Genomic DNA, 20,106 nt, shown 5'->3' with positions numbered 1-20,106 from the left:
TCTAGTGCCTTTTGTAATGCACTCCAGCTTTCTGGTGTGTAATTTTCTGCCTTTAATGTTCCATTTCCAAGCTTTCCATCAATGTCATCAATCTTCGCTTCAAGTTTTGATCTATCGACGGTCGCTGAGACTGGAGCTAAGTCTTTTTCTGCATTTTCTAATGCTGTTTTTGCATTATCTACTTCTGCTTGTGTTGCATCTGGTTTTGCAAATACTTCTTTTGCCTTCTCTAGTGCCTTTTGTAATGCACTCCAGCTTTCTGGTGTGTAATTTTCTGCCTTTAGTGTTCCATTTCCAAGCTTTCCGTCAATACCTTTAATCTTCTCTTCAAGTTTTGATTTACCGACAGCTGGTGCCACATCAATATTAAATTTATTAACAGGAACGCCATTTGCACCTTTTAAATTACCTGATCCATCATATGACACTGCTATTGTGTTGCCAGATACATCTTTATCTGCTGGTAAAATTACAATTAGTTTTTTTGGATCATTTGGGTCAACTTTAAAAGTCGCATTAGTGATTGTTTCTTCTTGACCATTAGCTGCTTTTAGTTTTACTGTAAACCCATTTGATTCTGGTGCTGTTAGTGCTACTGGTTGGTCAAATGTCAGTACAACTTTATTACCATTCACTTCTGATTTATCTAGGTTAGCACTTTCAACTTTTGGGGCAGGAGCAGCAAAAGTGAAGAATTGTCCATCTCCTAAAGTTGCTTTTGTTTGGAGATAAGTTTCTCCCTCAAACTGGACTTCTGATAATTGATATTCAGTAGCGGTTGTGGAAGTAAAATCTGATTCACTGCTACCTACAACCAATGAGGCACCTTCAGCGAGTTTACTTTTTGGTATTGCAATTAACACTTCGCCGACATTTCCAGTATTTTGTACTTTCCAAATACGCTCTGTATGATTTTTATTTGTATTGCCAATTTGCTGAGTGAATGTTAAGCCTTCACCATTATCTCCCCAAATTAACGTTTGCTTATTTGTAAGTGTTCCATCCACTAATTCATTTTTTGATGACAATACAGGACCAATACCAATTGTTAATTTTGATTTATCATTTACTGATCGACTTTGTTTTTGATACAAATCCTGGACATCATCACGTGTGATACCGGCAATATTGGAGTTGTATTTAGCATCTGCTTGCCAAATTACATTGCCTTCTGTATTGTAATAGCTTATATTATCAAGTGAAATGCCATATTTAATGGCTAAATAAGAATTAATTTGTTTTCTTTCTTGCTCTGTTAATGGAGCTGAATAGAAAATTAATTCACCTACTTGACCTTTATAAAAACCACTTGTATCAGACTGTGAACCCAAAAACATCTTCTGATTATCACCTTTTACAGGGTTCGTTCTACTTTTAACAGAAACAAGTTCCTTTCCATCACGGTAAATGGATTGACCGGGATCTTCAGAGCTATTAATACCATAATTAAAGTTCCAAGCATAATAGTTCCCCTGAGTAATAGAATTACTAGGAGTTGATACCCGCTCAGTTGTTTGCAATCCAGCATCCCAATAAACAGTAGAACCATAGGGAAGATGAACATTTAATCTACCACTGGACCCTATAGTCTCCCAAAATAAAGAATTATTCGTGTTTCCTATTCCTGATACTGTAAAGACATTAAAGTTATTATAGGTAGCTGTCCCTATAACACCTTTCTCGTTAACTAAATAAGAAGAAGTTCCATTAAAAGTTACAGCTTTGTTGAAATTTAGACGTTTGCTTTCATCATTGTATTCAGGCCGCTTACTAGTATCAACTTGAGAGAAATCATTATTATTACCGCTCTGATCTATCCACGTCGTAACCTTACCTGTTTCGTTTGTTACTCCTTTATCAGCGCGTAACCATAGTGCAGCTCCTTTAACACCACCTGGTGAAATAGCTTGGTTTTTAATTTCATTTGCAGTCAAAGTAATGAGACGAAAACCTACAATCTGTCCAGTCGCATCTACTTCATAAATGCCAACATATTTGTTTGTTGTTTCATCGACATTTGTTACATCTGATCCTGAAATGTAATCTTGAGCTCCTGTAGGAAGTGTATCTCCAGGCATAGGATATGTTAGTAGTTTGTCTGAAACAAGTACTTTAAATTTGTTTTCTGATGTTTGAGGTGCTGGGAGTGTTAATTTTGTTGAGCCCTCAGTTTCCCCTTTAGCAGCAGTAACCTCAAGTACATTTGCAGGTGTTACAGCCCCATCCCAGAATTTAATTGAGTATACTTTCCCACCTTTTGTTGTTTCTTTACCAGTTGACTTATAGTCATCATGGAAAAAACCAAAACGAATTTTGTTATCTACAATAGATGGGATAGCCTGTCCAGTTGTATCGTTTACTTCAATTTCTTTTTGGAATACACCATCTACCATCATATAGGCAGTGAATTTTTTTGTACCATCATCTCTTGTAGCAATAATATCAATGATACTGTTTTGGGCAGCTGGTGTACTTCCAATAGGACCTACATCAAAGAATTTCAATTTTTTATTTTCATTAAAATAAAATCCTTGATCTTCAGTTTTATTTTTATAATCTAAAATTTTTGTCCAGCTACTATGAAATGTATCATAAGAAAAACGTACGCTGATCGTATAGCTTTTATCAATTTCTTTGCCTACTTTAGTTGGATCAATATCTAGTGTGAAACCACCCCCACGATTAGTATTTGTTGTCCATTGCCAATAAGGGCCTGTACTATCAGATCCATATGTTGCAGTTGTATTTCCATATGTTTGTCCGCCATGCGTTCCAGAAACCTCCGCTAATGTAGAGTTACCTTTTTTATCTACTGGCAAGATATTACCCGATCCTTGGTCCGTAAATTCATAATCTACAATTAATTCGGGGGTTGTGCTTGCTGCCTGTGCTCTATCGGGTACTATAGCGAATGATAAACTACTAGCAATAAGAATTATTGAAAGCATCATACTTAGTGAACACTTCCACCACTTTTGCTGTTTTGTTGTTTGCATATTTTTTCTCCAATCTTTTTAAAGTTTCCTAAATTACAAGTGAATGAACTCTCATACCTCCTTTTACTCAACAACATCTTTTTCCAAGAGATCCGTTCTTTTCGACAGATTCCCTCATCATTAACTATAGAAAATCGACCTATACAAAACATATACAACAATAATTTGTCATAGGTGCTTTAATTGCTTCCATGACAATATCCACAATCCACATTTAAAAGAACACATTCTATACACTAAAAAACAGGCAATATCGTTGTTCTTTCATCAACATTGCCTGTTTTTATCATCATATTTCGTTAACCTTCTGGACTCTCATAAGTACATAAGACACAAAATCTTTAAAAAAACGCAAAACCTATTTACCTATTCATCCAAAATATACATAAAAAAATCCTAAGCTATGATAAAATTAGGTTATCGACATCTACTAAGATATTTACGTCTAGACAGAACTCTTTTCAGCAGGTAAATAATAAACCATTTCTTATTTTATCTAGGACAAAAATCCCTATGAGTTACCATCACACTTATTCAAAACCATACAGGAGGTTTCCCATATTATGAAAAACAAAAGAAAACTAACTTTACTCGCACTAGTTGCTGTTCCTTCACTGATCTATACTGCACCTACTACGTCAGCATCGGCTGCTGATATCGCGGGACATACAAAAACTGCTTACATATACAATAATTATTACTACAACTCTAACGTTTCGAATGTTATACAGCTTATTTCGAACATTAACGATACTTATTACTCATTCCAAGGAAACCTTGAGGCAGCGCTCAAAGCCTACAATGCGTTAACTGAAACGGAAAAACAATACGTTACGAATTATTCAACCCTGTCAAATCACCAACAGACAAGAATAGCGTATCGTAAGCTTGCTGCACAAATTGATGAAAAATTAGCTTCAGTGGATTCAACTTCATCCAATTACTATCAAAATGTCATGGAAACGAAAGATTGGTACAATACGTTAAATGCAGCGCAAAAAACATATGTGAGTGCAGAATCACAAAAAATACTGAATTCCTATATCACACCAAATACATCTATCGATAAAGTAGTCAATAAAATCCAATTGTTAAACTCTTCTCGTATTAGCTTCCATCAAGATGTAGCTGATGCAAGAGCTGAGCTCAATGCACTACGCAAATATACAAACGTCTCATTACCTGCTGGCGTCGAAAAGATTTTATTAGATGCTGAACAGCTTGTTGTGAAGGACAAGGCGGCGGCAAAGGAAGTGGAGAACGCTATTGCAGCTTTATCGCCTAAGACGTCCACTGCTCAAGATGTACAGGCAGTCAAAACAGCTTTCGAAGCTTTAACGCCTGTGCAACAGCAGCTTGTGCCAAATGTCTGGACATTAGCAGACTATGTAAATGGAAAATATGAGCTACCGACTAAAGGGAGCAAAACAAAAACTCCAGTTTTTTCGGATACAGTAGCCTTACCAGGTAAAATTACAGCTATGACTAGAAACAAAAATACCTATACGGCAAAAATTAATGTTGCTGACTCGGAAAATAGTACAGAGCGCTTCATTTTAACAACAAAATCCAATATGACGGTTATTATTCCACCGCTAGGAACGCTTCTTAATAAGGATACTGGTGTTATGGAAATTCAAATTACACGAAATTTGAATCAGATCACATTCCAAGCAACATTAAATAATAAACCAGTTGAATTCGAGGCAGATATGGAAATCATTCTCGAGAATTTACCATCAAATGCCTCCATCGTTCGTACTTATGACTTTAACGAGCAAATCCCAGCTGATTACACAGTAGAAGGAAATCGACATTTTATTCAAACTACTACACCTGGTACATTCCAGATTGTTAGAAATTAATCCGCTCAATATTTTTCATCATAACCCTCTGCATTTTTGCAGAGGGTTATCTTTTTCTCTGCTCTTCAATCACAACATCAAAAATAGCCCCCCTCTTAAAGATTCATGGACACTTGTAACGAAATCTAACTTACATTAATACACCATAATAAGGATTATTTTATATCCGTGCATCAACGACTTTTGCTCTTTCTGATATGCCAAGCAGCCCCCTTTTGCCAACATTCCTTGGTCCAACAAACAAATACGTATTGCCAAATTCTCCTATTCAATACGCTCTTTTATCACACTTTTCAAAAAAAAATTCCGAAAACCATTGACATCTGTCATAAAACAGGCATATCCTTGAATAAAGTTTCCTTAAAGAAACAATATGAAGTTAGGGAAAAATTATTAACGAAAGGAATAAAAAAGGCGTATGACAAAAACATTAATACCACTTTCTGAATGCTCATTTGGGGATTGTTTTTTAATAAAAGAAATAAAGATCGAGGGTCCTTTAAGAAGAAGATTATTAGATTTAGGCTTTGTAAAAGGAGCAGAAATCTCTGTTCTTCGTAAAAGTCCCTTAGGAGACCCTGTAGCTTATCGTGTAAGCAATACAACAATTGCATTACGTAATGATGAGAGCTCTAAGATTTTAGGAGAAATTGTTAGGGGGGATACAAAGTGAGAGTAAATAAAATAGCTTTAGCAGGTAACCCAAATACAGGTAAAAGCACATTGTTTAATACATTAACAGGATTGAAGCAGCATACTGGGAACTGGCCAGGGAAAACAGTTGTTCATGCAGAAGGATCTTTTCAGCATAAAGGCGAGCAATATGTACTCGTAGATTTGCCCGGGACCTATTCTTTATTTTCCAACTCAACAGATGAAGAAGTAGCAAGAGATTATATTATTTTTGACCAACCGGATGCAACGATTGTTGTGCTTGATGCGACATCATTAGAAAGAAATTTAAATCTTGCGCTCCAAGTATTAGAAATGACTAACAATGTCATCATTTGTATCAATTTAATTGATGAAGCTGAGAAAAAAGGTATCCGAATTGATGAAAAGAAATTGGCTCGCGAACTAGGAGTCCCAGTCGTAAAAATATCAGCTAGAAATAAAAAAGGAATTGATCAATTGTTAGATACATTGAATCAACTAGTAAATGGGCAAATTGTTACAACTCCTTATCGCATGACCTATTCGAAAGAAATAGAGGAAGCCATAACAAAGGTAGAATCGAAATTAGAAGGTTATTTTGATGATAAATATCCATCGAGATGGGTTGCCCTTCGCTTGCTTGACGGTGATGAGGAATTGATCTTAAAACTGCAAAATCATGAGAATAATAGACAGAGAGAGGTGAGAACAAATGGAGTCCCAGTCAGTGTTAAATCATAGTGCGTTAAAAAACATTTTAGCTGAAGTGAAAGAAGTTTCGAATGAGGATATTCGAGATGAAATCGTTAGTGATATTTATACTAAAAGTAAATCCTTATGTAAAAAGATAGTATCGCAGCAGCCTGCAATGTATAGATCCGATAAGTTAGATGAAATTTTCACATCGCGCATTTGGGGATTCCCTATTATGCTCATTCTGCTTGGAACTGTCTTTTACATTACTATTGCTGGCGCAAACGTACCATCAGATATGTTATCAAGCTTATTTGGCTATTTAGAGGGTAAGCTAACAACACTTTTTGAAGTAATGCACGCACCAGAATGGCTACATGGTGTTTTAGTTCTTGGGCTGTTTAGAGGGACTGGTTGGGTTATTAGTGTTATGCTACCGCCAATGGCTATATTCTTCCCTATGTTCGCTCTATTAGAAAACTACGGTTATCTACCACGAGTAGCATTTAACATGGACCGTTTATTTAAACGAGCAGGAGGACATGGGAAGCAATCATTAACTATGGCAATGGGCTTTGGTTGTAATGCTGCAGCTATTCTATCTACTAGAATTATAGAATCTCCTCGTGAACGAATGTTAGCTATTTTAACGAATAATTTTGTTCCTTGTAACGGGAGATGGCCAACACTTATTTTATTAGCATCATTATTTATGGTAACTGGTTTTACCGGGGCAGCAGGTACATTTATGACAGCAGCAATTTTGATGGGATTTGTCATGTTCGGTGTCGTTGTAACATTAACTGTATCTTGGGTCCTTTCTAAAACGGCTTTAAAAGGCGTACCAACTCATTACACATTAGAGCTTCCACCATTCCGAAGACCAAAGTTTTGGAATACAATCATACGAGCAAGTATTGATAAAGCATGGAATGTATTAAAAAGAGCGGTTATCGTTGCAGCACCTGCCTCTATTTTAACTTGGGTATTCGCCAACATTTACGTTGGTGATACAAGTATTCTCATGCACTTTGTTAACTTTTTAGACCCATTTGGTCAGGCTCTTGGTATGGATGGCTTTATTATGGCTGCATTTATCCTTGGGCTACCAGCCAATGAAATTGTTATCCCTATCCTAATTATGGCGTATTTATCTCAAGGAGCTATGCTAGAAATTGAAGATTTATCGAAGCTAAAACAAGTGTTTATCGACCACGGCTGGACGTGGCTAACAGCTTTAAATATGATGTTATTCTCACTCCTGCACTACCCTTGCGGAACGACTTTAGTCAACATTTATAAAGAAACAAAAAGTGCGAAATGGACATTTATGTCATTTTTAATTCCAACTGTTATCGCCATTAGCGTAACATGGCTAACGGCGACAGTTGCTCGAGCGTTTGGTTGGGTGTGATGGAGGGGCTAATTAAAGGATATCGGTTTTGTTATTTCTTAAAAAAGCTGATAGGAGGATGCAACAATGAAAAAAGAATCAGATGATAATGTTGTTTTAATCGCCTCTGCCCCTAAAGGTTATGGAAAAAAAATTATTGAAAATCAAATTTCCCAAATGAATAAACAAAATGCAATATTAAAGCGAAAGCTTGCCGAAATAAAACGAAATACTTATTAAATATATATACGACAGCCCTTCTGCTACGTTTTTACTCAGGAGGGTTTTTTTCATCCTAAAAGATTGGATAATTTTTAGGAAATATGAAATTTAATATCTTTCAACAAAGTGATCTTTAAATTAAAAGTCAAGTTATTGAATGAAAAAGAATAAAAATAATCAAAGAAAAGAGGCACTTTCTGTTCAAATCCGAACAAAAAGTGCCTCTTTATTAATTTCGAAAAACTTAATCGTTTAAAAAACATAAGTTTTTCAGTGCCCTCGTTATGCCCTGCCTCTTTTTTATGCTTATTGAGTTCTAGGCTTGATTAATACATAAGTTGGAGCTGTTGGAGCTGTTGATTCTTTCGCGTAAACAATATTTCCATATTTATCTTTTGTGAATAGATAAATACGTTGGTCTTTTTGGAACACGTTTGTTGAATTCGGATCACTTCCAGTTTGGATAGCTGTAAACGTTTTGGCAGAACTTGCGTCATTAGGTGCTGTAATTTTTCCTTTTCCGTATGAAACGATTGCTCCACCAGGAATATATGTGAAATTACTGCTATCTGCTTTCGTTATAATCTCTTGTACATTTTCTAATGTTAATTCATATCCCTCAGAAAGGACTGCCCAATAATAGTGCTGATCCCATGTAATATCAGTATTTAGGTTTGCGACAACTTGAACCTGTTTAGAAATATTTAGATTACTTAGGAACTGTGTATCAGGTAATAATGTTGCAGAAGTAATTGTATTCACTTTCGTTGGATATTTGTACTCTGCTCTTTCCTTACTAAATGTCCAGCCACCTTTATCTTTAACTGTAGCATTTACAGTTATGTCAAAGCTTTGTTTCACTTCATTAGCAAAATTAAGAATTAGCTTACGAGGGTCAGAATCCTTTTTACCAGTCGTATCTTCCCATTTCCATGAAGCATAGGATGGTGAAATAGCTGTATTTGTATCTGGATCTATTAATTTAAAATCTGCATCCTTTAGATCAACAGCCTCTGAAAAGGTTACTTCAAATGTTTTGCCATCGAGACGTTTAAAGATAGGATCTTCTACTTTTGGTGGTGTCCCATCTGAGAAGAATTTGTATGCCATAACACCTGTGCCATTCTCGCCAGGTGTCAGATTCATTGGTTTATTTTGTTTTTCATCATACGTGTAAACTTTCGATTCTGTACCCACCTGTAACATTGTTTCATTATTATAGCGATCCTTTACAGCAACATAAAGCTCGTATTTTTGATGAGGTTCTAAGGAAAGATTAATTTCATTTGTATCTTTCCGCATATTGCTTGCTGTTCCTTTAGCAATAACCTCAGCTGCACTTGTTGGTGGTGGAGTTGGATCTCCTTCTTTTCTCAAGATGTAGTGATATGTTCCATCTTCATCTGACATAAATCTAAAAGTAGCCTTCTTGTCACCTTCTGCTATTTTTATTGATGTATTTTCAATTTTCGGTGGTGTACGGTCATCAATAACATGTTTTGTTTGAATGTCAGATACATTCCCTGAACGATCTCGTAGCACCATATAAATCGAATAGCTCTTAAATGGATCTAATGGTGGTGTCGCATTTGGAAGCGGAATGGTAACCTTTTGTTGTCCTAATTGCGCTGGTTTATTACCACCACTACCGACAATAGCTACATCCTCTGTTCCAACTTTAAAAGTTTTTGAATTCAATTGAACAGCTTCAATTAAACGTAGGCGATCATCCCTTGTTAACTTTAAGTCTGACTCCATAATTAAATAATGATAAGTACCTGCTTTTGTTGCATTGAATTCCACGAGTGTCTGATCTTTTTCCTTATTAATCGCAGGTTCCCCTATGATTGTTAAGTAAGGCCACTCACCATCTTTATGAATATATTCAGCTGTATTTCTTGGAACACTATTAGGCGGAATATTATTAATGTTTTCGAATTCATTATCAGCTAAGTCTTTAACAGTTGGAGATATAGTTACAACTAAGTTATCTCCATTGACAAAACCTGTTAATGAAGGGACAGTGAAGATTAACCTTTTTTGAGACTTATTATAGACAACTTTTTCGGGACGAATTGGTTTTTGTAAGCCTACATTAATAATCCCTGTACCTGTAAATTCATAGTTCTCTACTTTTTCAGCAGTAATAGGATCTAACTCTTCGCTCACTGTTACATAAAATTCGTTTTTAATCTCGTCCAATTTATATAATTCTCCTCCAACTATATATGGAGGAATTTTGTCTAACGCACTTGTCTTGAATTCCTTTATAGCCTCTTTCGGAATAGGGTCCACCGATTTATTACCCGAATCATCCTTCATCACTACATAAAGTTGATACTCTGTTTCAGCTTCTAAACCTGTTAAAATTTCAGTAATCCCAAGTTTACCCGCAACTGCCTTCCCTTTACCTGTTGGCTTAGCAATAATGTCTGCAGTTGTAGGATCTGCGGCAGTCGTCTTTTTACGCACATAGTAGTAATATTCCCCTGGCTCACTCGCTGTAAATTTTAACTCAGCGCGTGTTCCGCCATTTAGTGGATCTACTGTAAGTGACTTTACGGCTGGCGGTGAGCCATCCTTCATTTGGAATGATTGTGATTTAATATCCGAAGCATTTTTCGCTCCATCAACTACCATTACATAAACGACATATTCTTTTTTCTCACCTAGATTAGTGACTTTAACAGTGTTTGTGCCTTTTACAGCCGCACCTGTTCCACTTGCTGCGTTTTCAGTAGCAATACGTTCTACCATTTCTCGTTTTGTTGGTGCATCAGCGCTCTTTTCACGAACTATATAATAGTAAGTGCCGACTTCATCTGACGTAAAATCCACCTGAGCATCGCTACCATTTAATGGTGTTACCTTTGTGATATCAACCATTGGTTTCGTTTTATCAGTCGGTTTTTGATTCTCAATTTCATCCTTATCAATCGGTTTACCGTCTGGATCAGTAATAATGCCTACATTATCTTTATCCTCTAGGAAGTCGTCGAAGATATTATTCGGTGACTCGCCCTTCGGTATAATAACTTTGTCAATATATGTGTAATCTCCAATATCAACCCAACCATATGCATTATCAACGTACAGAGTACCTACACGACCGTCCAAATAAAGCTCTAAATCTGTATAGCTATTGTAGTTAATCCAGTCGATCTTGCCATCTCCGTAGATTGTTAGCTTTGTATCTGTATCGAGGTTTAGTGTCCCGATATTTCCTTGAATCTCAAATTCACGGACATTTCTGATGATGTCTACACGTGGTAGCTTCATATTTGTTTCGATTTTTGTACCGCTTTGAGATACGACTAGGCGTGATACAGTGCTGTTATAAAATTCAATATGTTTTTCAACATTTTTCATCGTCACTTTATCTTTAGACCAATTCTCAAATGGCTTGTTTTTATCAGGATTCTTGTTTGAATTCTGATCTGTCCAATTTTCAAAATCCGTTGTCGGACCGTTATTGGACGGGGGTGGATTTTCACCATTTGGATTTTCGGGTTTAGACCAGTCGATAAACGCAAAATTATTGCTTGCTATACGGCCAATCGATAATGGATTATAGTTGGAAACACCTAAATGTAAAGGTGGACGTACCGTTTCGTTCACATACATTGTGCCAGTCAATGTAACATTTGAAAATTCAATATAGTTCCCATTTACGATAATTGTCGCACCGAAGGAACCATGATCGCCATCAAACTCTAGGAATTTTGAGCTTGTCCCGCTCGCATTCAATGTTAGCTTCGATACAGAGCGAATAGTTTTGCCTGAAAGATCCCCTTCAATAAACGCACCTTTTAATACTGGTGCATTATATTCGTTAAAAATATGTGAAAGACTTTCTGGTACTGAATATGGTTCAGCATTTATGTAGACAACATCGTCTTCAACACCTGTAATTTTGAAAGATGTGGCATTGCTCTTTTTCTCTTGTGAACGCACAATAAAGGATGCAATTTGTCCACGAGTTACCGCATCAAATGGTGAGAATGTGACAGGTGTTGTTCCTTCTGTAATATTTAAATCAACTAAAGTTTGTATATAGATGGCGTTGCTTGTTTGGCTTGTTACATCTTTGAAGCTATGGTTGTAATTAGATGCCACCTCAAATTTAAAGCCTAGCACTAATATTTTCGCTAATTGCCCACGTGTAACGACTTCATTTGGCATAAATGTTCCATTTGAATATCCAGACATGATTCCTGCATTTTGCAATGCGGCTACATATTTATAGTATTCACTGCCCTGTGGAACGTCTTTAAAATATGGATCTTGTACATTTTTTAAGTCTAAGTCTAAAACAGTTGCTAGCATTTTTGCTGCCTGACCACGTGTTACATTTTGATTTGGTCGAAAAGTTTTATCTGCATACCCACTAATCGCACCTTGAGAGTATAGTTTTAAAATATTGTCATAATGACTTGAATATTGGTCAATATCTGTAAATGGTGAAGTAGCTGCTGCTGCCTTTTGTGGTGGTGGCACTACAACAGCAATCCCACTAGTAGCAAAAACCGTTGCTATCAGTGCTTTATTCACTTTTTGGATTTTTGTTTTATCCATCCCACTCTTCCTTTCTTTTATGTATTTTGATACGTACAAAATATCATTTTCATCATACCCTTTATATCGACAGGTAGATAGTGAACCTTCATAGACATTTCTAAAATAATGGAAAAAAATCGTTAATAAAAGCTAGCAATAAGCTCAAAAAGGCACATCATCATAACGTGGAGTTGATTTCCGTTCCGACTGGGCGCTTTGCTGCTGTCGCTTCGCTTTCGCGCAGATATAAAACATTTGCTGCTGTCGCTTCGCTTTCGCGCAGATAAAAACATTTGCCGCTGACGCTTTGCTTTCGCACAAAAACATCCGCTAGCCTCCAGGGTCTCATCTGTGACGCTAATCCCCAAGGAGTCGCCCAGTCTTTGCTCCAATCAATTTATTTTTAGAGCATACGTTTTAACAAATGTTATCCCTAGCTTTTGGTGATGAATCAAAAAAACAGTTTGGACACTACACTCTTCGTCTACTGACCAACCGTTTTTTTGAAATTCCTTTCATAACACAAAAAAACCAAGGAGCATCGGTGCTCTCTTGGCTTTAGCGATATATAGGCATACATCCGGTCGAACTTGCGATGTCATAAGGGAAAGGGGGATAACCTTACATCTTGTCAAGTCGATCGAGAGATGTGTCCCGAGTTTACGAATCATTTGAACATGTTTTAGAAGTCATATGGGGAATGACTTAAAAGTAGCTTGCCCAAATGATTGTCGTATTAATCGTGTACCCCAAAAATAAAAGATGTAAGCCTATTTCAATACATTTTTTTATTTATTTTCTTGTTCAGCGACTATGACTTGATTTCGTCCAGCTTGTTTTGCAAGATACAGCGCCCCATCCGCAGCTTCAATCAGCTTTTCTGCAGTGTCAGCCATTTGTGGATATACAGCAACTCCAGCAGATAATGTCACTGGGCGACCACAAGGACTTATAGTATGAGCCAAAATATGGCGCAGTTGCTCCGCCACCTGTGCCGCTTCCTCAGCTGTAGTATTTGGCAATAACAAAACAAATTCTTCGCCACCGTAGCGACAGCAAACATCTCCATCACGAGCGACTGCTTTCATATTTTGAGCTAAAAATTGCAATACTTTGTCGCCGACTGCATGGCCATACGTATCATTAACACTCTTAAAATGATCTAAATCAAACAAAATGAAGGCATGCGGCAACTTGTTTTCCAGCCATTCAGCTAGCATTGCATCCATCGTGCGACGATTCGTTATACCTGTTAATGGATCTGTTGTAGATTGATCCTTAAAATAAGACACTTGCCCCTGTAAAAACGTTAAACTGTGTATAAGAGCACTCTTCAAATAATAAACTTCAAAATACCAGCCACGCACAGATTTCAAGCCTTCTACATTTTTCGTTTCCAAGCTCTCCTCTGTTAAAGTAGCTAATTGCTGTAAAGGATTTGCAATACGTGCTGCCGCCCAAAGTACAATAATGAGTGAAATTAGCATAAGAGGAATGGATTTTATAATGACATCCTGTACACGATCAAATGAAGGTTCTAATGCTACATCTAATGGTCTTTGAGCAACAACACCCCAACCTGTTAAAGGGACGGTACTATAACCAGCAAGCATTTCTATTCCTTTTGTATTCACCACTTGCTGTGCTCCATTTTTTCCAGAAACTACTGCTTGAACAACTTTATTATCAATAGCAATATCATTGACACGACTTGGGTCCTGATGATAAATAACGCGTCCATCTGAATCAACTACATAAACATACGAACCATCCTGATAATAATGTTCCCCTAGTAACGTATTAAAAACATTTCGTTCCTTTAAATAAATTGTCCCAGCAACCATTCCTAAATATTCATCTTTCTCTGAAAAAATAGGATACGATATAAAAATCAGAAGACGTCCTGTCATCCCCTCATATGGTTTTGAGACAAAAGGCTTCTTTTTCAATAACGCTTCTTCTGTTTCAACAGCGTTTAATACTTGGCCTTGCACCTCTTCAGCTGGTGGTGTAACAGATAATACAAGACCCTCTGCATTTGTGATAAACACCGAGTTAAACATATTATCTTGCATTTTCAAACGCTCTGTTTCACTATTCAATGCATTCTCATCATTCATTTTCGACTTTATATGGTTGGCGCTATATCCTAAAATCTGAAAAGCTTCCTCTAGATAAGCACTTGCGGTTGTCGCTAATTTTTGAGCATATACTCGATTCGTTTCAAGCGTATTTTCTTTAATGGAGTCAACATTCATTCGATAACCGCTCCAAATGCTACCAATGCTTGTTAAGAAAAATGCAGCCAACGCAACTCCCATGATTAAATGTTTTAACTTTATACGTTTTGATTTCATTTTCTACCCTTTACCTCTAGCTTATAATTTCTTATAAATATCTTTTTCAACTACTGCCAATTAACTTTATCTCTATTAGTCTATTAAAACACAAAAAATTCCTTATTAAGGATAATTTCGTTTGTTAAGAAAAAACATTTGTCAAAATAGTGTTTTTCATGACCCTATTATAACAAAAGTACGATAGTAGGCTCATAACCATAACGTGGGGTTGATTTCCGTTCCAACTGGGCGCTTTCTCGGGGCATCCGATGAGCCCTGTGACGCTGCCCCCCAAGGAGTCACCCTGTCGGAACGAAGATCATTACATATGTTTAAATCATCATCATCCCTAACTTTCGGAGGATGATCCATATAGTAGGGAAAGTTCCAAAAGTTTAGCATCGTTAACGGAATAAAAATATAGTATTTTATATCTATAAAGCTCTTATATTTTCGATAGATTTTTATTATAAATTTATAGAAGAGGGTATAAATATGTTGTTACGTAAAGCAGCTCCAATTATGTTTGGTTTCAGTATGGCATTATGGGCCAATACTTCTTTTAATCCAAAAAAGACAGCTCGTTCAAATGCAATAAATACATCAAAAACTTTGTCACTACCTAGCTTTCAAAGTGAATATAAAATGAAATGGCATCGAGTAAATGCGGACTACTCCCAATTCTCCCTCGTAGGAAAACATAATTCTAATGAGATTGGAGGATATGAAACACGTATTGGGTATAGCGTATTTGGTGTTCTTATCGGTGCCAATCGAACAGATGTGTATAAAAAATATGGTCTTCCGCTCAGTGCCATTCACTATCAAAATACAAGTTATTTACTCGATTATAATGATTGTGAAGGTAATGCTACACATGGGACCTATTTAATCGATCATCACTATGTTACTTTTTTCTATGATTTACACAAAAACAATAAAGTTCGTTCTATCATTTGGATTAATGCCGAAACAGAATTAAGTAAAAGTGGTTATTATGGTAAGCCTTGCAATGAACTACGAACAGGGCTTGAAGATTTAATGGTTGAACTTATTAATCATGAGCGAGTTATAGAAGGATTACAGCCACTTATTTATGATAAAAAATGTAATCACATTGCTCGACAGCACAGCAACAATATGATTACACATCAATTTTTTAGCCATAAGGATCATGTAGGTAATCATTCCAATGACCGTCTCACTGTTAGTGGAGTTAATTACTTCTGGTATGGCGAAAATCTAGCCCATGGACAGCACAATAGTATTTTTGCCCATGAAGCACTGATGAATTCAAAAGGACATCGTACAAATATTTTAAGAAAAGAATTTACACATATTTTTGTTGGTGTCTGTTTTAAAGATAACGGTGCACCCTATTATACAGTTAACTTCTATTCTAAATAATTTGGTTAATCGATAATCAATAGCACACAAAAATCTCTATGCGAAAATTTATTGCATAGAGATTTTTTTACATCTTTATCACGATAAAATTTTCAGACAAATGAAAGTTATTATCTGAAATTTGACAGAGAATCTTTATTCTAAATTTTTTTACTTTTATTGTTATTCTGACATATAATTTTCTGACTAATTATTTTATAATAAAACTTAACATGGTCAAGCCATCAATTCTTCTGTTATAATACTGATAAATTAACAAACATTCTGTATTAATACAGAAATGGTGCACGCTTTTCACAAAATGGGGATAATGAGAAAAGCGCTACAATTCCTTCTCAAAAATAGATGGCATTGTAGCCTACACAAAAAGGGGTTGGGAGATTTGGGTATTTTAAAGGGGTTAAAAATTCTCGATTTTTCTGCATTACTACCAGGGCCAATGGCGACAATGATATTTGCTGATTTAGGCGCAGAGGTTATTCACGTTGAATCTTCAAAGCGTGTAGATTTAACGCGCATTATGCCTCCTTACGACGATGATCACGAGTCATATATTCATCAACATTTGAATCGTTCTAAAAAATCATTAACATTAAATTTAAAATCGCCTGAAGCTATAGAAATTGTCAAGTCACTCGTTAAAGAGTACGACGTCATTATCGAAGGATTTCGACCAGGCGTCATGCAACGACTTGGCATTGGCTATGAAGCTCTAAAAGAAGTAAATCCAAAGGTTATTTATTGTTCAATTACAGGCTATGGACAAACTGGACCATATAGCAATCGACCAGGACATGACAATAACTATTTATCATTAGCCGGCTTACTTGATTATTCACGCCATCAAGATAAAAAACCTGTCTCAATGGGTATTCAGCTAGCTGATATTGCCGGGGGTACAATGCACGCGGCAATTGGTATACTCGCAGCTGCTTTACACCGCGAAAAAACAGGTGAAGGACAATATATTGATATAAGTATGACGGATGCGGTATTCTCGCTCAACGCTATGTATGGGTCTGCCTATATTGGCGGTGGTCGTGTTCCTCAGCCCGAACAGGAAATTTTAAATGGCGGCAGCTACTATGACTTTTACAAAACAAAGGATGGCCGATTCTTCTCTGTAGGAAGTCTTGAGCCTCAATTCCGCAAATTGCTCTGTGAAGCGCTTGATATTCCTGAGCTCATTGATAATACTTTTAATGATTCATACTATACACAAATTCGTTTTAAAGAGGCAGTCCATGATGCATTCTTATCGAAGACTTACAAAGAATGGCTTGAAGTATTTAACGAGGATTTCGAGGGATGTGTCGAACCAGTTTTAACTTTTCCGGAAGCATGCGAGCATCCACAGCTCAAGGCTCGTGACATGATTGTAGATATTCCCAAGAGCGATGGTACAATACAAAAGCAAATTGCTTCTGCTTTTAAGTTTGACGGCGCCAAGCCAGAGTACAAGCATGTCGGTGCCAAACTTGGAGAGCATAATGAAGAAGTTTTATCTTCACTTGGCTATAGTGTCGAGCAAATTGCTGACTTACAGGACAAAGGGGTTTTAGAATAGTACCATTACGCAAAATATATGAAATAAAAAGAGTGTCTAATGCTGCATTTAAAACATATTAGACACTTTTTTTGTATTTCTAATCCGTTGAAAGAAGTTAAACATACGCACTTATAAATACTCTTAGCTTTTCGAAATGATCCTCTATGAGCAAATATTTTTTATAGATTTCCATTAATTTTTCAAAAAGCTCGTACTGCTCCGTAACAAATAAAACTTTTAAAATATTTAGCATATGCAAGGATGCGCTCTGTGCTACCAAATAATAAGGCGTATCTGGTTGACGGTAATGTTGGCGCCATTCTTCCACAGACAAGCCAATATGCTGTAATGAATTATTAACATGTAGGGCAATATCTTGCTGAACTGATGCTTCAATCGCGATAAATTGCTCATTACTATAGTTTTTCTGCACTAAAGAGGCATGTATTTTTTTATTGGATGCTAGTACATGTTCCTGTAAAAGCAGGAGCCCCTCTTGATAACGCTCCATTCTTACATAATGATCAAGCAATACAGCATACAAATTTTCTAAAAAATTAAGTTCATAATTTTTAATAATGGCAGGAGGTGTTGGCTTACGATTAGGCAATAACTCCTTATACTCCAACAAAACCTCTATCGCGTAATTATTAAGCCGTTCATCTTCTAATAAATACTCACCATATTGAATAACACTTTCATTATTCTTCTCCCGATGCGCTATATGAAACAGAAGATAGGCGATCAGAACTTTTTCTTTCTCCGTTAACGCATACATCGAATATCGCCAATCCGCTTCAAAGGAAGTAATTAAAGTTTTAACACACCGATAATCCCCTTCTGATAAACGATAGTGAGTTACAATCTGGTAAAGATGTAGCTGTTTTTTCGCCAAGCAAGTAGAATTCCGGTTATCCACATAAGTTATACACTTATCCAGAGTCTTTTTATAATAATCCACAAAGTTATCCACATGTGTATAAGTTTTTCTTGTAGATTGTTCAATATGACCCATCATTTCATGGATAAATGTGAATTGTTCTAAAGGTTTGTGGATAAACAGTGAATAAACTTTTTTGATGAAAAGCCAATGCCAAAATTGAGCATCTTCTTTATAAATCATATGCACAAAATAAACATTTTCAAATTTATATAAAAATATCTTTTCTAACTCATTAACTGGCATTGTAATTTGCATTCGCTTCCCAAATATTAGCCAGATTAATCGCTCTAAGTCCATTGTATGCTGTGCAAAAAGCTGCTCAAAAAAGGTTTCCTTGCCTTTTTGCGTATAAAAAAAATCATTGAGACGTTCATTTACAAATTTAGTATCCAAACCATGCTTGTTAAAAAAAGTTTGCATGTCTGTCGTTACACGACCCCAATATTTTCGTGCAGTTGAAAACGCAATATTCATCGCCGTTTCTTCATTCACTAAAAATAAATTTGGCAAAAGTGCAGTACCTAGTATTTTCGGGTCTACCTGCAAGTCAATCTCTGCCTCAAACCATTTTGAAAGTAACTTTTCAGCACCTTTTTCACCACTATGTTTATATGTCATGAATAACTGCTCATCACAATCCAACAACATGTAACTGGATCCCCCTATCAAATTCAACCAACAAAGATCTTCCCCTATCATGTAAAATACGTGCCTTTAACACTCTTTCTTCAATATAACAAATCTTATCCAACATATGCTAAAAAAATAGAGATATGTATTAAGAAGTTACAATCAATGTAGTTGTGCAAATTGAACAATTTTAGCTAGATCAGCATAAAAAAAACCATCTATAAAAGGTACAAATACCTCCTAGATGGGTTAAAAGATGAAGCTTGCTGTATATAAAATATCTGAAAGAAAAACGGCAAATGAGCATTGGACAATCACTCATAAGTTGGTAGCCCATTTGTATTGTCACAAATAGCTCATTGCCTACGCTAGTCAAAGCTAGCACCATAGCACGCACAACTAATAAAAGCTATGCGCCATTCACAAATGTAATCGAGAAAAAAGCATTCTCACAACAGTAGACGGGCGACCAACTAAATAGTTACAAAAAAATACGTCAAAGTTTTTTTTGACGTATTTTTTCTGCATCGAAAGCGCAGCGGCAGCAACAGCGAAACGGAGGAAACGGGTAGCCTGAAACGAAAATCACTCTATATAAGGCGACACAACATTCACAAAAATTCCCTTGACCATTTTTCCAACAATATTAAAAAAGTTTTTTCTGCAACCTGGGATAACGGCGCAATCCATCAATTGCACCTGTTATGGCATCAGCAAATTTGTTCGTGAAGGAGCATGTCCCCCACCCTTTCATCATAGCCTTGCTTTTTAACCCAAGAAGATTCGTTCAATTTTCTCCCTACAACAATCGAGTAGGAGGGAGTGATTAACTCCCGACCTCTCACACCACCGTACGTA

12 protein-coding genes are annotated in these 20,106 nt (G+C 36.3%); 7 read left to right on the top strand and 5 right to left on the bottom strand.

Features of this window, described 5'->3' with window-relative positions; genetic code table 11:
• On the bottom strand, window positions 1–2,996 hold a 2,996-nt coding region (locus tag QRN68_RS17365; RefSeq protein ID WP_481817462.1), incomplete at its 3' end, for a DUF8202 domain-containing protein.
• Between the two features lie 563 nt (window positions 2,997–3,559).
• Here QRN68_RS17365 and QRN68_RS17360 point away from each other — a divergent pair.
• From QRN68_RS17360 to QRN68_RS17340, 5 genes are all read left to right on the top strand, one after another.
• The gene (locus QRN68_RS17360; RefSeq protein ID WP_285398166.1) at window positions 3,560–4,861 is read left to right on the top strand and encodes a hypothetical protein; all 1,302 of its coding nucleotides are present in this window, start codon (window positions 3,560–3,562) and stop codon (window positions 4,859–4,861) included.
• A 418-nt stretch (window positions 4,862–5,279) separates the two neighbouring features.
• A complete protein-coding gene (locus QRN68_RS17355; protein WP_285398165.1) occupies window positions 5,280–5,534 on the top strand; it encodes a FeoA family protein in 255 nt (84 codons plus the stop codon).
• Entirely contained in the window at window positions 5,531–6,256 is a 726-nt protein-coding gene (locus QRN68_RS17350) for a FeoB small GTPase domain-containing protein (RefSeq protein WP_285398164.1), read from the top strand. Before QRN68_RS17355 ends, QRN68_RS17350 begins: the two co-directional genes overlap by 4 nt.
• A complete protein-coding gene (locus tag QRN68_RS17345; protein WP_285398163.1) occupies window positions 6,228–7,622 on the top strand; it encodes a nucleoside recognition domain-containing protein in 1,395 nt (464 codons plus the stop codon). The genes QRN68_RS17350 and QRN68_RS17345 overlap by 29 nt, the downstream gene beginning before the upstream one ends.
• A 66-nt stretch (window positions 7,623–7,688) precedes the next feature.
• The gene (locus QRN68_RS17340; RefSeq protein ID WP_285398162.1) at window positions 7,689–7,841 is read left to right on the top strand and encodes a hypothetical protein; all 153 of its coding nucleotides are present in this window, start codon (window positions 7,689–7,691) and stop codon (window positions 7,839–7,841) included.
• A 288-nt stretch (window positions 7,842–8,129) separates the two neighbouring features.
• Here QRN68_RS17340 and QRN68_RS17335 read toward each other — a convergent pair whose 3' ends face one another.
• The 3 genes from QRN68_RS17335 to QRN68_RS17325 form a co-directional block, all read right to left on the bottom strand.
• A complete protein-coding gene (locus tag QRN68_RS17335; RefSeq protein ID WP_285398161.1) occupies window positions 8,130–12,398 on the bottom strand; it encodes an S-layer homology domain-containing protein in 4,269 nt (1,422 codons plus the stop codon).
• 144 nt (window positions 12,399–12,542) lie between these two features.
• Window positions 12,543–12,707, bottom strand: a complete 165-nt coding sequence (locus QRN68_RS17330; protein ID WP_285398160.1) for a hypothetical protein — start codon at window positions 12,705–12,707, stop codon at window positions 12,543–12,545.
• Window positions 12,708–13,168: 461 nt separating this feature from the next.
• Entirely contained in the window at window positions 13,169–14,737 is a 1,569-nt protein-coding gene (locus tag QRN68_RS17325; protein WP_285398159.1) for a sensor domain-containing diguanylate cyclase, read from the bottom strand.
• 477 nt (window positions 14,738–15,214) lie between these two features.
• Here QRN68_RS17325 and QRN68_RS17320 point away from each other — a divergent pair, with 477 nt between their 5' ends.
• Together QRN68_RS17320 and QRN68_RS17315 are read left to right on the top strand one after the other, a co-directional pair.
• Window positions 15,215–16,126 (top strand): CAP domain-containing protein, encoded by a 912-nt coding sequence (locus tag QRN68_RS17320; RefSeq protein WP_285398158.1) that lies wholly within the window; start codon window positions 15,215–15,217, stop codon window positions 16,124–16,126.
• 382 nt (window positions 16,127–16,508) lie between these two features.
• On the top strand, window positions 16,509–17,693 hold the full coding sequence (locus tag QRN68_RS17315; protein ID WP_285398157.1) for a CaiB/BaiF CoA transferase family protein: 1,185 nt from the start codon (window positions 16,509–16,511) through the stop codon (window positions 17,691–17,693).
• A gap of 97 nt (window positions 17,694–17,790) precedes the next feature.
• Here the strand turns inward: QRN68_RS17315 and QRN68_RS17310 are convergent, their stop codons facing one another.
• Window positions 17,791–19,266, bottom strand: coding sequence for a hypothetical protein (locus QRN68_RS17310; protein ID WP_285398156.1), 1,476 nt, complete (start codon window positions 19,264–19,266; stop codon window positions 17,791–17,793).
• Window positions 19,267–20,106: the final 840 nt, after the last annotated feature.

The organism is Lysinibacillus sp. fls2-241-R2A-57, assembly GCF_030209535.1.
Lineage (GTDB): Bacteria > Bacillota > Bacilli > Bacillales_A > Planococcaceae > Lysinibacillus.
The sequence above is the reverse complement of the archived record's forward strand: the minus strand, read 5'-3'. Positions and strand labels throughout refer to the sequence as shown.

Coding starts and splice junctions, on each gene's coding strand:
- QRN68_RS17330 (WP_285398160.1), bottom strand. CDS start 12,707: ATGTTTTTGTGCGAAAGCAAAGCGTCAGCGGCAAATGTTTTTATCTGC.
- QRN68_RS17360 (WP_285398166.1), top strand. CDS start 3,560: ATGAAAAACAAAAGAAAACTAACTTTACTCGCACTAGTTGCTGTTCCT.
- QRN68_RS17355 (WP_285398165.1), top strand. CDS start 5,280: ATGACAAAAACATTAATACCACTTTCTGAATGCTCATTTGGGGATTGT.
- QRN68_RS17320 (WP_285398158.1), top strand. CDS start 15,215: ATGTTGTTACGTAAAGCAGCTCCAATTATGTTTGGTTTCAGTATGGCA.
- QRN68_RS17340 (WP_285398162.1), top strand. CDS start 7,689: ATGAAAAAAGAATCAGATGATAATGTTGTTTTAATCGCCTCTGCCCCT.
- QRN68_RS17325 (WP_285398159.1), bottom strand. CDS start 14,737: ATGAAATCAAAACGTATAAAGTTAAAACATTTAATCATGGGAGTTGCG.
- QRN68_RS17310 (WP_285398156.1), bottom strand. CDS start 19,266: ATGTTGTTGGATTGTGATGAGCAGTTATTCATGACATATAAACATAGT.
- QRN68_RS17335 (WP_285398161.1), bottom strand. CDS start 12,398: ATGGATAAAACAAAAATCCAAAAAGTGAATAAAGCACTGATAGCAACG.
- QRN68_RS17345 (WP_285398163.1), top strand. CDS start 6,228: ATGGAGTCCCAGTCAGTGTTAAATCATAGTGCGTTAAAAAACATTTTA.